Source organism: Streptomyces sp. NPDC001351, assembly GCF_042896045.1.
In the GTDB taxonomy this organism is placed as follows: Bacteria; Actinomycetota; Actinomycetes; order Streptomycetales; family Streptomycetaceae; genus Streptomyces.
Genome location: NZ_JBIAWS010000001.1, coordinates 344,901 through 358,146, shown reverse-complemented (window position 1 = coordinate 358,146; position 13,246 = coordinate 344,901). Strand labels below are relative to the sequence as shown.

Below are 13,246 nucleotides of genomic sequence, written 5' to 3'. Positions count from 1 at the left end.
ACCTGACACACCTGCCCCATGGCGTAGACCACTTCCGTCGGGCGATACTGCGGCCGTCCGCACCACGCTCCCCCCACGACGGCGACGGAAGGACCTGAACTCCCTTGAATTCCATACGCGTTCGGATCGGTGCACTCGGACTGGCGCTGCTGGCCGGTTTCGCGACCCCCACCACGGCGACCGCCGCCGGGACCGCCCCCTCCCCCACCGTGGAGGAGCAGCGGCTCGACAAGGCCGTACCGCAGGAGATCCTCGAACGGTCCGGGTTCGACGACGTGGCGCCACGGCTCACCCGCGCGCTGGAAGGGGCTTGTTCCTATGCACAGGCCCGCCGCATCGTCGTACAGGAGGGGTCGGCGCTGTGGCGGCGGGCCGTGGACCGGGCGCAGGGGCGTGGGCCGGCGGGCGGGGACCTGGCCCGCGACGACGATCGGCCGCTTTACTGGGCGCGGCTCGGGATGACCCGGGACGTGCGCACCTGGGAGCCCACGTTCGCGCTGAGCGACCAGCAGCGGGCCGCGCTGATCGACGCGTTGGAGCGCACCTCGCGCGGGCAGACCGACGTCCGCTACCCGCAGCACGGCAAGGGCCTCAGGCGGGTGCTCGTCACCGGCTTCGACCCGTTCACGCTGGACCGGGACATCCGGATCTCCAATCCCTCCGGGGCCACCGCGCTCGCGCTCGACGGAACGGTGATCGAGACGGCGAAGGGGCCCGCGCGGGTCGAGACCGTCGTCTTCCCGGTGCGCTGGCAGGACTTCGCGGAGGGCACCGTGGAGCGGACGCTGCGGCCGTATCTGAAGCAGGTGGACCTGTTCACGACCGTGAGCCAGGGGCGGGTCGGGCGGTTCGACGTGGAGCGGACCAACGGAGCCTGGCGGGGCGGGTTCCCCGACAACGACAACATCAGCAGGACGGAGACCGTGCCCGTCACCGATCCCGCCTCACAGCCGCAGTGGACGACGACCACCCTGCCGTACAAGGAGATCGTGGCCGCGAACACGGGACGCTTCCCGGTGTACGACCACACCGAGGTGACCGAGATCCCCGCGGGCGGCACGGATGCGGTGGTACGGCCGGACGGGCCCACGCCCGGCTCGACCGCGCGGGCCGGCGGCGGGGGCGACTACCTCTCCAACGAGATCGCCTACCGGGCCACCCTGCTGCGGGACCGTCTCGGGCTGCACGACACCCTGCCCGGCGGCCATGTGCACACACCGGTGCTGCAGTTCGGCACGGGCAACACCGACCCGGCGACCGGGACGGTCACGGACCCGCAGTTCCTGCAGAACCGGCAGGACATCATCACTCAGGTACGGGCGATCCTGACCGTCGCGGTCAACGCCACGACCGCTGGGTGACGTCCTGCCCTTCGGGGTCCTCGGCGGTGTCCTCGTCACCGTCGTCGGTCTCCTCGCCCAGCAGCTCCCGCGCCAGCAGCGTCGCGCCCGCGACCGCGCCCGGCATCAGGAACACCGCGACGAACGGGACCAGGAAGGCCAGGCCCAGCGGGGTGCCGAAGCCCCAGACCAGGGTCTTGCGGGAGCGGAGCAGGGTGAGTCGGGCGCGCAGTTCGACGCCGCGGCGCTGGAGGGCGACGGCGGTCAGTTCCTCCGTCAGGAAGAAGCCGGTGACGAAGAAGCCGATCACCGGGACGACGGTCTGGCCGACGAGCGGGAGGAAGCCCAGGGCGAAGAGCAGGACGCCCCAGAGCAGTGCGCGCACGAGGATACGGAGGCTGTCGCGGGCCGAGACCCACAGCTCACGCCAGAGGGGGAGGCCGGACTCGGGGGCCGTGCCGTCCGGGGAGACGTCACGGTCGACCTTCTCGGAGAGGCTCTCGTAGAAGGGCTGGCCGATGAGGAGTGTCACGGCCGTGAAGGTGAGGACGGCGAGGAGGAGGGCCAGGGCGAAGAGCACCACCGTGAGGAAGCCGCGGAAGAGGCCCTGCCAGGGGCTGGACCAGTCGCCTGCGAAGGGGGTCGCCCAGGTGACGGCGTCTTCACCCCAGAGGGCCAGGCTGACCAGCGCGGCCAGGTAGAGGAGCAGGGTTATCAGGCCCGGCAGCAGACCGAAGCCGTACTGCTTGCCGTGCCTGGCCACCCATCGTTGACCCTTGAGTAGGTAGCTGAAGCCCGCCCCTAGATCGCGCATGTGGGAACCCTATCGGGCCCCGATTTCTCGGACGGCACCGCCGAACACCCGGTGCTACACCGGGGTGACGGCCACCACGACCCCCCTCTCCGCCGCCGGGGAGACCGCCGCCGACACTCTTGTCGCCGCCGCCCGTGCCACCCGCCCCGCTCGGTAGGCCGCGGTCAGGAGGAGGGGCTGCAGTTGTTCCAGGCCCGATATCAGGAGCTCCTCGCTTGCCACCAGGAGCGGACGGGCCGCCTTTGTCGTGGCCGCCGCCGCTTCCGCGAGGTCGGCCAGTGGGGGCAGCGTTGCTCGCACCACGCCTGCTCCGGCGGCCGCGGCGCGTTCCGCGAGGGCGACCTGGAGTGGCATCAGAGGGGTGAGGGCGGCGGTCAGCGCGTCGGCGACGCGACGGAGTTCGGGGGACGAGTCGCGCAGGACGTCCGCTGCCGCCCGGAGCACCGGCGTCACCGCGAGAAGTGCGCCCGCGGCCACGCCCGCCGCCGCGGGCAGCACGGGCGACGTCGCCTCCACCAGGTCGCCGAGGGCGTCCGCGAACTCCTCCACGGCCGGCTCGACCGCGTCCAGCACCGGCAGGAGGCTGTCGCCGATCGCCGTGAGCAGGGCCTGCGCCGGTTCGCTCACCGGGTGCACGGCGAGCGGCGCCCCGCTCGTGCCCAGCCGGGTCAGGGTGTCGACGATCCGGTAGAACGCCTCCTGGGCCTGCGGAGACGCGCTCGCCTCGGCCAGTTCCGCGGTGGTCTCGCGCAGCACGCGCAGCACCTCCGCGCCCGAGCCGTCCCGCGGGTCGAAGGTGTTGATCGCGATCCGGGTGATGTTCCCGGCCGTGTCCAGGAGCTGGCCGGTGATGTCGGTGGTGTTGCGTGCCATGCGCAGCACGTCGTCCCTGCTGGGGAGCGAAGGGATCGTTGCCATGGGCTCTCCTCGAATGGAGCCTCGGTGCCGACGGTCGCCCCTCAGCATGCCCCCATCCGACGGACTCCGTCGCCCCCTCCGGCCCATTCGCGATACGTCATACGGGGCATCCGCGACATGAACCGGCTCTTGTTGGGGTTGAGTCGAACAGATACATCTCGCCGTATCGATCTCAGGAAGCCCCCTCGCCCAGCGGCCGAGCTTGAGGAGAACGGATGACGCAGCAGATCCACGGCACCGTCGCGGACGGCTTCGAGGCAGTGCGTGAGGAGTTCGCCGCGTTCGTGGCGGGGGAGCTGCCCGACTACGAGGGCCAGTTGTGTGCGTATGTGCACGGCCGGAAGGTCGTCGACCTGTGGGCCGGTGACGGCAACGACGCCGAGTCCCTCTACGGCGTGTTCTCGTCGACCAAGGGTGCCGCCCATCTGGTCGTCGCGCTCCTCGTGCAGGACGGCACGCTCGAACTGGACCGCAAGGTGACGTACTACTGGCCGGAGTTCGGGACCGAGGGCAAAGGTGCGCTGACCCTGCGGGACCTGGTCACGCATCGCGCCGGGCTGATCGGGCTCGACGCCGGGTTCAGCGAGGACGAGCTGGCCGACGACCGCGCGATCGCGGAACGCCTTGCAGACCAGCGGCCGTTCTGGCGCCCGGGCACGGCGTTCGGCTACCACGCGCTCGTCATCGGCGCGCTCACCGGAGAGGTGGTGCGGCGGGCCACGGGCCACACCCTCCAGGAGATCTACGAGGAGCGGGTGCGGGCCCCGTACGGGCTGGACTTCTTCCTGGGGCTGCCGGAGGCGCTGGAGCCGCGCTTCCGGTCCGTGCAGCCGATGGCCCCGACCGCGAAGCAGCAGGCCGTGCTGGACGCGGCACCCAGAGGACCGCACACGCTCTCCTCGATCGCGTCCAACACCCATGTGCCCGAGCCGGTGGACCTGGTCGGCCACGCCAACTCCCGCACGGTGCGCGCCAAGGGGCCCGCGTCGGCGGGCGGTGTGGCCGCGGCGCGCGGGCTCGCCGGGATGTACGCGGCGGCGATCAGCGAGGTGGCGGGGCGGCCGCCGCTGCTGAAGCCGGACACCGTCGCCGAGGTCGGGCAGGTCCACTCCGTCGGCTACGACCTGGTGGCCCGCGGCCACCGCGCGTTCGGCCTCGGCTTCCAGGCGACGGGTGAGGCCTGGTACCTGTTCCTGGGCGCCGGGGCCTTCGGGCACGCCGGAGCGGGCGGATCGCAGGCCTTCGCGGACCCGCGCAGCGGGCTGGCGTACGGCTACACCCGGCGGCGCATCGCCTATCCGGGCGGGGCTGCGCCGGAGAACGAGCGGCTGGTGAAAGCGGTGCACAGCGCGGCGCTGGAGGTCTGAACACTCCGGCAGGAACGGCGGAGGCCGCATCCCACGTCCAAGGATGCGGCCTCTCGCGTACGCAACGAGTGTCGTCAGACCAGCGTCACGGTGATATTGCCACGGGTTGCCTTCGAGTACGGGCAGACCTGGTGGGCCTTCTCCAGGAGGGCTCCGGCGGTTTCCGTGTCGACGTTCGGGATGTGGGCCGAGATCTCGACGATGATCCCGAAGCCGTCGTCGTTCTTGCCGATGCCGACCTTCGCGGTGACCGTCGAGCCGGAGATGTCGGCCTTCTCCTGGCGGGCCACGACGCCCAGCGCGCCCTGGAAGCAGGCGCTGTACCCGGCCGCGAACAGCTGCTCCGGGTTGGTGCCGGCGCCACTGCCGCCCAATTCCTCGGGCGGGTTCACGACGACGTCGAGCTTGCCGTCGTCGGTGGCGACCCGGCCGTCGCGACCGTTCTCGGCGGTGGCGACGGCCGTGTAGAGGACGTCGGTCTGCTGGATGGACATGCGGTTGTCTTCCTCCTCGGTCCGCCGCGACTCGCGCCCACGATCGACGACGGTTTCGGAAAGAAGTTATCGCATTCCGGAAACAGCAGGAAAGGCCAGGGGTTGACCTACAGCTTGACGATCATCTTTCCGGTGTTGTCGCCGCGCAGGACCCCGAGGAAGGCCTCCAGGTTGTTCTCGATGCCCTCGACGACCGTCTCGCGGTACTTCAGCTGTCCCGAGGCGACCCAGGGGCCGACCTCCCGGACGAACTCGGGCTGCAGGTCGTAGTGGTCGCCGACGAGGACGCCCTCGACGCGGAGCCGGTTCTGCAGGATCTTGACCATGTTGCGCGGGCCGGGCGTCGGCTCGGTCGAGTTGTACTGCGAGATCATGCCGCAGATCACGGCCCGGCCCTTGAGGTTGAGCGCGCCGATCGCGGCCTCGAGGTGCTCGCCGCCGACGTTGTCGAAGTAGACGTCGATGCCGTCCGGGGCGGCCTCCTTGAGCTGCTCCCAGACCGGGCCGTTCTTGTAGTTGAAGGCGGCGTCGAAGCCGTACTCCTCGACGAGGAGCTTGACCTTCTCGTCGGAGCCGGCGGAGCCGATGACCCGGGAGGCGCCCTTCAGCTTGGCGATCTGGCCCACCTGGCTGCCGACGGCACCCGCGGCGCCGGACACGAAGACCGCGTCGCCCTCCTTGAAGGCACCGACCCGCAGCAGGCCCGCGTACGCCGTCAGACCCGTCATGCCGAGCACACCGAGGTACGTGCTCAGCGGCGCGGCCTCCGGGTCGACCTTGACGGCGGTCTTCGCGTCCACGACCGCGTACTCACGCCAGCCGAGGAAGTGCAGCACGTGGTCGCCGACGGCGATGCCCTCGGCGTTGGACTCGAGGACCTCGCCGACCGCGCCGCCCTGCATGACCTTGCCCAGCTCGAAGGGCGCGACATACGACTTCGCGTCACTCATGCGGCCGCGCATGTACGGGTCCACCGAGAGGTACTTGTTGCGGACCAGCACCTGACCCTCCCCCGGCGCCGCGACCTCCGTCTCGACCAGGGCGAAGTCCTCGGGCTTCGGCCAGCCGACGGGACGGCTGAGCAGGTGCCATTCGCGGTTGATCATGACGAGTGCCTTTCAAGCGTGCGGGAAGTACGTCAGATGCTGCGAGTACCAAATACTTCAGTACCTGAAACAACCATGCTCCTGAATATTTCAGGTTGTCAAGTAACGGGGTACGCTGAACCCATGGCCACTCCACCGAACACCCGTCGTCCCGATGAACTGACCCTGGAGGTCGTCGAGCTCATCGGTGACATCGTGGCCCGCTACCACGAGGACTACGAGCATGCCGCCGCCGAGCACTCGCTGACCGGCGCCCAGGCCCGTCTGCTGAGTCTGCTCTCCCTGGAACCGCTGGCCATGCGCAAGCTGGCCCAGAAACTCAAGTGCGAGCCGTCCAACGTGACCGGCATCGTCGACCGCCTGGAGTCCCGCGGCCTGGTGGAACGCCGCCCCGACCCGGCCGACCGCCGCGTGAAGCTGGCGGCGGCGACGCAGGAGGGCCGACGGGTGGCCAAGGACCTGCGCGAGTCCCTGCGCTTCGCGCGCGAACCGCTGGCGGGGCTCGGCAGGGAGGAACGGCTGGCGCTGAGGGGCCTGCTGCGGCGGATGCTGGGGCAGCCCGAGAGCTGAGAGCCTGAGGCCGGCAGGGCCCCGACATGCGAGAGGCCCGGCGCACGGGATGCGTACGCCGGACCTCTTCGCACAGGGAGCGAGCCGGGCGGCTCAGCTCCTGCCACCCGAGGTCATGTCTTCTTGCGGGCCGTCATGACGCGCTGGACCAGGATGAACACGCACAGCAGCACACCGGTGGCGATCTTCGTCCACCAGGAGCTGAGCGTGCCCTCGAACTGGATGATGCTCTTGATCAGGCCCAGCACCAGCACCCCGAACAGGGTGCCCACCACATAGCCGGAACCGCCCGTCAGCAGCGTGCCGCCGATGACGACCGCGGCGATCGCGTCGAGTTCCATGCCGGTCGCGTGCAGCGGGTCACCGGACTGGATGTAGAGGGTGAACAGCAGACCGGCGAGCGCCGAGCAGAAGCCGCTCGCCGTGTACACGGCGATCTTGGTGCCGCCCTGCGGGAGACCCATCAGCAGGGCCGACTGCTCGTTGCCGCCGATGGCGTACACGCGCCGCCCGAAGCGGGTGTAGTGCAGGACGTAGAACGCCACGGCGAGGACGACCAGCGCGACGACCGCGCCGATCGACAGGAACCCCATCCCCAGCGACACCTGCGCCGAGGCCATGCTGCTCACCGAGGAGTCGCTGATGGAGATCGACTCCTTGCTGATGACCAGGCACAGGCCGCGGAAGAGGAAGAGGCCGGCGAGGGTCACGATGAAGGGCTGGATCTCGAAGTTGTGGATCACATAGCCCATCAGGAAGCCGCCGAAGGCGCCCACCGCCAGCGCGATGGGGATCACCACCAGAAGGGGCAGCCCCTCGCGCTCCACCAGCCAGGCCGTCAGCATCGTGGTGAAGCCGATCACCGAGCCGACGGACAGGTCGATGCCGCCGGACAGGATGACGAAGGTGGCACCGACCGCGGCGACCAGCAGGTAGCTGTTGTCGATGAACAGGTTCAGGAAGACCTGCGGGTCGTCGAACCCGTAGTACTGGTACCGGCCCAGGCCCACCCCGTACATCACGAGGAAGAGCAGGGCGGTCGCCGCGACGGGCAGACGCCGGTCGCCCAGCAGACGCTGGGCCTTGGACGGGGTGCGGCTGTCCGCGGCCGTGGGGCTCTGGGTGGTCGCGCTCATCACGACACCTCCATCTTCGGAGCGGCGTCGGTCGACGCGGGGGTGTCCGCCTCAGCCGCGGCCGGCTTGGCGCCGCCCTTCGCGCCGAACCGGGCGCCGAGCTTGGCACCGAAGACCTTGGCGCGGAACTTCGGGGACTGGAGCAGGCAGACGACGATGACGACGACGGCCTTGAAGACCAGGGTGGTCTGGGTCGGCACACCGATGGTGTAGATCGTGGTCGTCAGGGTCTGGATGACCAGGGCGCCGACCACGGTGCCGCCGATGGAGAACCGGCCGCCGAGCAGCGAGGTGCCGCCGATCACCACCGCGAGGATCGCGTCGAGCTCGATCCACAGACCGGCGTTGTTGCCGTCCGCCGCCGAGGTGTTGGAGCTGATCATCAGGCCCGCGACGGCTGCACACAGCGCACAGAAGACGTAGACCATGATCTTGATGCGCCGGGACCTGATGCCCACGAGGCGGCTGGCCTCGGCGTTGCCGCCGACCGCCTCGATCAGCAGGCCCAGCGCCGTGCGGCGGGTCAGCACCACGGTGACGGCCACGACCACGGCCACCACGAAGATGGAGAACGGCAGCGTCAGCCAGTAGCCGCCGCCGATCAGCTTGTACGGGTCGCTGTCGATGGTGATGATCTGGCCGTCGGTGATCAGCTGGGCGACACCGCGTCCGGCGACCATGATGATCAGCGTGGCGATGATCGGCTGGATGCCCATCCTGGCGACCAGGAAGCCGTTCCACAGGCCGCAGACGACCGCGGCCAGCAGGCCGAGACCCATGGCGAGCAGCACCCCCGACAGGGCGTTCTGGTCGGCCTGATGACTGATGTACGAGCAGGCGAGTGCCCCGGTGATGGCGACCACGGCACCGACGGAGAGGTCGATGCCGCCGGTGGCGATGACCACGGTCATGCCGACCGCCACCAGGATGAGGGGCGATCCGAACAGCACGATCGAGACGAGGCTGCCGTAGAGGTGGCCGTCCGTCATCTTGACCGAGAAGAAGTCAGGGGTGAAGGGCAGGTTGACGAGCAGCAGGAAGACAAGGACCGCGACCGGCCAGAACAGGTGGTGGTGTGTCAGTGCTCGCCATCGGGAGTTGGTGCTCACTGGTGTTCTCCGCTCGCGATGGTCTCCATGATCCGGCTGCTGGTGATCTCCGGCCCGTTGGCGAGCTGCGCCACCAGCCGGCGGTCGCGCAGCACTCCGATGGTGTGACTGAGCCGGAGTACCTCCTCCAGCTCGGCCGCGATGTACAGCACGGACATGCCCTCCTCGGAGAGCGAGACCACGAGTTTCTGGATCTCCGCCTTGGCGCCGACGTCGATGCCGCGCGTCGGCTCGTCCAGGATCAGCAGCTTCGGCTGGGTGATCAGCCAGCGGGCCAGCAGCACCTTCTGCTGGTTGCCGCCGCTGAGCTGGCCGACCCTGGCCTCGGGATTGGCGGGCCGGATGTCCAGCGCCTTGATGTACTTGGCGACGAGTTCGTCTCGCTGGGCGACCGGGATGGGCCGCGTCCAGCCACGCGAGGCCTGCAGGGCCAGGATGATGTTCTCCCGCACCGTCAGATCGGGCACCAGGCCCTCGGTCTTGCGGTTCTCGGAGCAGAAGGCGACACCGGCGCCGATCGCGGCGTTCGGGGCGCTCATCGAGACCTGCTTGCCGCCGATGGTCACCTTGCCGCTGTCGGGCTGGTCGGCGCCGAAGAGCAGCCGGGCGAGTTCGGTCCGGCCCGATCCCAGCAGGCCGGCGAGTCCGAGCACCTCGCCCTTCTTGATCTCCAGGTCGAAGGGGGCGATGCCGCCGGTCCTGCCGAGGCTCTCCGCCTTCAGCAGGGTCTCGCCGACGTCGGAGTGCAGCTGCTGGTCGTGCAGTTCCTCCAGCTGGTCCAGGGCCTTGCCGATCATCAGCTGGATCAGCCCGACCTGGTCGAGGTCGGCGACCATGTGCTCGCCGACGAGGGTGCCGTTGCGCAGGACGGTCATGCGGTCGCAGATCTCGTAGATCTGGTCGAGGAAGTGCGAGACGAACAGGATCGCCACGCCCTCGTCCTTGAGCCGCCGCATCAGGCGGAACAACTCCTGGACCTCGTCACGGTCGAGGCTGGACGTGGGCTCGTCCAGGACCAGCACCTTGGTGCCCGATCCCTGGCCGTCGCTGTCGCCGGTGCCCACCGACCGCACGATGGCGACCAGTTGCTGCACGGCCAGCGGGTACGAGGACAGGGGTGCGGTGACGTCGATGTCGAGGCCGAGCCGGTCCACCAGCTCCGCTGCCTCCTTGCGCATCCGCTTCCACTGGATCCGGCCCCTACGGGTCGGCTCGCGTCCGATGAAGATGTTCTCCGCCACCGACAGGTTGGGGCAGAGGTTCACCTCCTGGTAGACGGTGCTGATGCCCGCCTGCTGCGCCTGCAGCGGGCTGCCGAACAGCACGGACTTCCCGTCCAGGGTGATCGTGCCGCCGTCCAGGGAGTAGACCCCCGTCAGCACCTTGATCAGGGTGGACTTCCCGGCGCCGTTCTCGCCCATCAGTGCGTGGATCTCGCCGGGGAAGAGCCGGAAGTCGACGTCCGACAGAGCCCGTACCCCCGGGAACTCCTTGACTATGCCCGTCATTTCCAGCACGGGCCGCGGCTCTGCCATGGCAGCGCTCCTTGTGGGATTGGTTCACTCCCGCAGGGAGCCCCCTCGGACCGATGGCTCGGTCGGCCGGAGGCTCCCTGCCGGTGGGTGCGGTCGGTCAGTACTTCCGGGTCGGGAGCGCGGCCTTGGCCTGGTCCTGCGTGTAGTCGCCCTCCTTGGTCTTGATCCAGCGCTCGACCTTCTGGCCTTCGTGGACCTTCTTCACGACCTCCATCAGCTGGGGGCCGAGCAGCGGGTTGCACTCGACGATGCCGTTGATCTTGCCCTGGGACATGGCGACGAAGCCGTCGTGGACGCCGTCGACGGAGACGATCAGGATGTCCTTGCCGGGCTTCTTGCCGGCCGCCTCGATCGACTGGATGGCGCCGATGGCCATGTCGTCGTTGTGCGCGAAGAGCACGTTGATGTCCGAGTGGGACTGCAGGAAGGCCGCCATGACCTGCTTGCCGCCGGCCCGGGTGAAGTCACCGCTCTGGCTGGCGACGATCTTCCAGTCGGACTTGTGCTCCGCGTCCATGATCTCCTTGAAGCCCTTGCCGCGCTCGATCGCGGGAGCGGCGCCGGTGGTGCCCTCCAGCTGGGCGATCTTCACCGGGCCCTTGAGTCCGGCCTTCGCGAGGACCTTCTCCAGCATGCGGGCGGCGCGCCGGCCCTCGTCGGTGAAGTCGGAACCGACCAGCGTGACGTACAGGGAGCCGTCGGAGGTCTCCACCGAGCGGTCGGTGAGAACCACCGGGATCTTCGCGGCCTTGGCCTCCTTGAGCACCGCGTCCCAGCCGGTGACGACCACCGGCGAGAAGGCGATGACGTCCACCTTCTGCGCGATGTAGCTGCGGATCGCGGAGATCTGGTTCTCCTGCTTCTGCTGGGCGTCGGAGAACTTGAGGTTGATGCCCGCGTCCTTGGCCGCGGACTTCACCGAGGTCGTGTTGGCGGCGCGCCAGCCGCTCTCGGCGCCGACCTGGGAGAAGCCGAGCGTGATCGCCTTGCTGCCGCCTCCGGAGCCGGAGCCGGAGCCGCTGTCGTCCTTCTTGGCACAGGCGGCCAGTCCACCCGCAGCCGCCACGCCGACCGCCGCGGTGAGGAAGTTCCTTCTGTTGAGCATGTTCTTCTCCTTTGAAGAGCCGGCCCGGGGACGGACCGCTGGTACTCAAGGGGACCGGCCGTACTACGTCCAGCCTGTCGATCATTGTTCGGTATTTCGACCACACGAAACCGCGTGTGTGGTGGGTCGGTACGTCAGAGAGGTACGCCCTCCGGTTGGACGGCGTGCGGGAAAGTACTGGCCCTGACGACCAGTTGGGGTTCGATGGCGATCCTGTGCGCGGTGGCGGGTGGCGGCCCCTCGATCAGTTCCAGGAGCATCGCGATGCCGCGCTTTCCGACGGTCGAGAAGTCCTGCCGGACGGTGGTGAGGGGAGGAGCGAAGAACTCCGACTCCGGGATGTCGTCGAAGCCCACCACCGCCACGTCCTGGGGAGTCCGGACCCCGGCCTCCCGCAGCGCCCGCAACACCCCGAGCGCCATCTGGTCGTTGGCGACGAAGACGGCGGTCAGCCCCCGGCCCACCCAGCCGGCCAACTCCTGGCCGGCGCGGTAACCCGACAGCGGACTCCAGTCCCCGCGCAGCAGCATGGGCGGCTCCACCCCCGCCGCTTCGAGAGTCGCCCGCCAGCCGGCCGCCCGGTCGGCCGCCTCCTGCCAGTCCTCGGGCCCGGCGAGGTGCCAGACGTTACGGTGACCGGCGGCCAGCAGATGGCCGGTGGCCAGCCGGGCTCCGAGGTGCTGGTCCACACTGACGCCGGGAATCTCCACGCCCGGACCGCTGCCCACGACCACCACCGGGAAGGGACAGCGTTGTTCGGCCAGCGCGACCACCGCGGACCGCTGCGGGGCGATGGCGACCACTCCTTCCACCCCGCCCTCACTGAGGTGGTCCAGGGCCTCGGACAGGGTCTCCATGGTCAGCTTGCGCAAGGTGACCGTCGAGACGAGATATCCCTCGGCCCGCGCCGCCTCCTCCAGCGCGAACAAAGTGCTGGCCGGTCCGTAGAGGGTGGTGTCGGAGGCCACCACCCCCAGCGTCCGGGTGCGCCGGGTCGCCAGGGCCCGTGCGGAGGAGTTGCGGCGGTAGCCCGTCTCCTCGATCACACGCAGCACCCTGGCCCGTGTCTGGTCCCGCACGTTGGGGTGGTTTCCCAGCACGCGGGACACCGTCTGGTGGGACACGCCTGCCAGGCGTGCCACGTCGGCCATGGTGGGCGGCCGAAGCTGCGCACTGGTCACGGCCGCACCTCCTTGGCGCTCGTCGGCCGGCAAAGCCCGCGCTGTGGGCGGCCAGTACCGCCCGGCGGCTTCACACAAGTCTCCGGAAAGGTCCAACAGCACGGGCGGGATCGACTGGTCGGGACACTGCGGGCACGACGCTCATAACTCCCATGCTGATGTTGGACGTTGACCGGTGAATGCGGAGGTCATTGTGAGCGCTAACAAATCGTGGCGGTCAAGAGGGCTGCAGGCGGAAGGCCGTCACGGTTGGATAACGCGACCGGAAAAGGCCCGACCGAGCGGCCCCTCAGGGCAGCTCCTCAACCACGGCCACATCAGGCAAAGTTGACACCGAGCCGCAGCGCCGCACACACCACCACAGGAAACCCGGGCACGCTCGCGACGGAGACGGATACGGAGACGGAGACGGCCGCGAGGGCGGGTCCGGGGCCGCCGGACCGGCGGTCGAGATCGAGCCCGAGGCGGGCAGACCGGCGAGCACCGAGCCCGACGGGGCCGGGAAACGCCCGTCCGAACGGACACTGAGGCACGACCCCAACCATGGCCACATCGGGCAAAGTTGTCACCG

General features: G+C 69.4%; 12 protein-coding genes. 3 read left to right on the top strand and 9 right to left on the bottom strand.

Features of this window, described 5'->3' with window-relative positions; genetic code table 11:
- The first annotated feature begins 104 nt into the window (after positions 1-104).
- Positions 105-1,361 (top strand): pyroglutamyl peptidase, encoded by a 1,257-nt coding sequence (locus tag ACFY1U_RS01565; protein WP_390692127.1) that lies wholly within the window; start codon positions 105-107, stop codon positions 1,359-1,361.
- Here ACFY1U_RS01565 and ACFY1U_RS01560 read toward each other — a convergent pair.
- Both ACFY1U_RS01560 and ACFY1U_RS01555 read right to left on the bottom strand, forming a co-directional pair.
- Entirely contained in the window at positions 1,339-2,154 is an 816-nt protein-coding gene (locus tag ACFY1U_RS01560; RefSeq protein ID WP_390692126.1) for an EI24 domain-containing protein, read from the bottom strand. The genes ACFY1U_RS01565 and ACFY1U_RS01560 overlap by 23 nt on opposite strands.
- A 54-nt stretch (positions 2,155-2,208) precedes the next feature.
- Positions 2,209-3,072, bottom strand: a complete 864-nt coding sequence (locus ACFY1U_RS01555; protein WP_390692125.1) for a hypothetical protein — start codon at positions 3,070-3,072, stop codon at positions 2,209-2,211.
- A 215-nt stretch (positions 3,073-3,287) separates the two neighbouring features.
- Here ACFY1U_RS01555 and ACFY1U_RS01550 point away from each other — a divergent pair, with 215 nt between their 5' ends.
- On the top strand, positions 3,288-4,439 hold the full coding sequence (locus ACFY1U_RS01550; protein ID WP_390692124.1) for a serine hydrolase domain-containing protein: 1,152 nt from the start codon (positions 3,288-3,290) through the stop codon (positions 4,437-4,439).
- A gap of 74 nt (positions 4,440-4,513) precedes the next feature.
- On the opposite strand, the gene ACFY1U_RS01545 is transcribed toward ACFY1U_RS01550, so the two are convergent.
- Positions 4,514-4,933 carry an organic hydroperoxide resistance protein gene (locus ACFY1U_RS01545; protein ID WP_390692123.1) on the bottom strand — a complete coding sequence of 140 codons (420 nt, stop codon included), beginning with the start codon at positions 4,931-4,933 and terminating at the stop codon, positions 4,514-4,516.
- A 107-nt stretch (positions 4,934-5,040) separates the two neighbouring features.
- Positions 5,041-6,039 (bottom strand): NADP-dependent oxidoreductase, encoded by a 999-nt coding sequence (locus ACFY1U_RS01540; protein ID WP_390692122.1) that lies wholly within the window; start codon positions 6,037-6,039, stop codon positions 5,041-5,043.
- A gap of 123 nt (positions 6,040-6,162) precedes the next feature.
- On the opposite strand from ACFY1U_RS01540, the gene ACFY1U_RS01535 reads away from it, so the two are divergent.
- On the top strand, positions 6,163-6,609 hold the full coding sequence (locus tag ACFY1U_RS01535) for a MarR family winged helix-turn-helix transcriptional regulator (RefSeq protein WP_390692121.1): 447 nt from the start codon (positions 6,163-6,165) through the stop codon (positions 6,607-6,609).
- Between the two features lie 113 nt (positions 6,610-6,722).
- On the opposite strand, the gene yjfF is transcribed toward ACFY1U_RS01535, so the two are convergent.
- The 5 genes from yjfF to ACFY1U_RS01510 all read right to left on the bottom strand — a co-directional run bounded on the left by yjfF (position 6,723) and on the right by ACFY1U_RS01510 (position 12,675).
- A complete protein-coding gene (gene yjfF, locus ACFY1U_RS01530; RefSeq protein WP_390692120.1) occupies positions 6,723-7,745 on the bottom strand; it encodes a galactofuranose ABC transporter, permease protein YjfF in 1,023 nt (340 codons plus the stop codon).
- The gene (locus ACFY1U_RS01525; RefSeq protein ID WP_390692119.1) at positions 7,745-8,854 is read right to left on the bottom strand and encodes an ABC transporter permease; all 1,110 of its coding nucleotides are present in this window, start codon (positions 8,852-8,854) and stop codon (positions 7,745-7,747) included. Before ACFY1U_RS01525 ends, yjfF begins: the two co-directional genes overlap by 1 nt.
- Positions 8,851-10,389, bottom strand: coding sequence for a sugar ABC transporter ATP-binding protein (locus tag ACFY1U_RS01520; protein WP_390692118.1), 1,539 nt, complete (start codon positions 10,387-10,389; stop codon positions 8,851-8,853). The genes ACFY1U_RS01525 and ACFY1U_RS01520 overlap by 4 nt, the downstream gene beginning before the upstream one ends.
- A gap of 97 nt (positions 10,390-10,486) precedes the next feature.
- Positions 10,487-11,494, bottom strand: coding sequence for an ABC transporter substrate-binding protein (locus ACFY1U_RS01515; RefSeq protein WP_390692117.1), 1,008 nt, complete (start codon positions 11,492-11,494; stop codon positions 10,487-10,489).
- A gap of 134 nt (positions 11,495-11,628) precedes the next feature.
- A complete protein-coding gene (locus ACFY1U_RS01510) occupies positions 11,629-12,675 on the bottom strand; it encodes a LacI family DNA-binding transcriptional regulator (protein WP_390692116.1) in 1,047 nt (348 codons plus the stop codon).
- Positions 12,676-13,246: the final 571 nt, after the last annotated feature.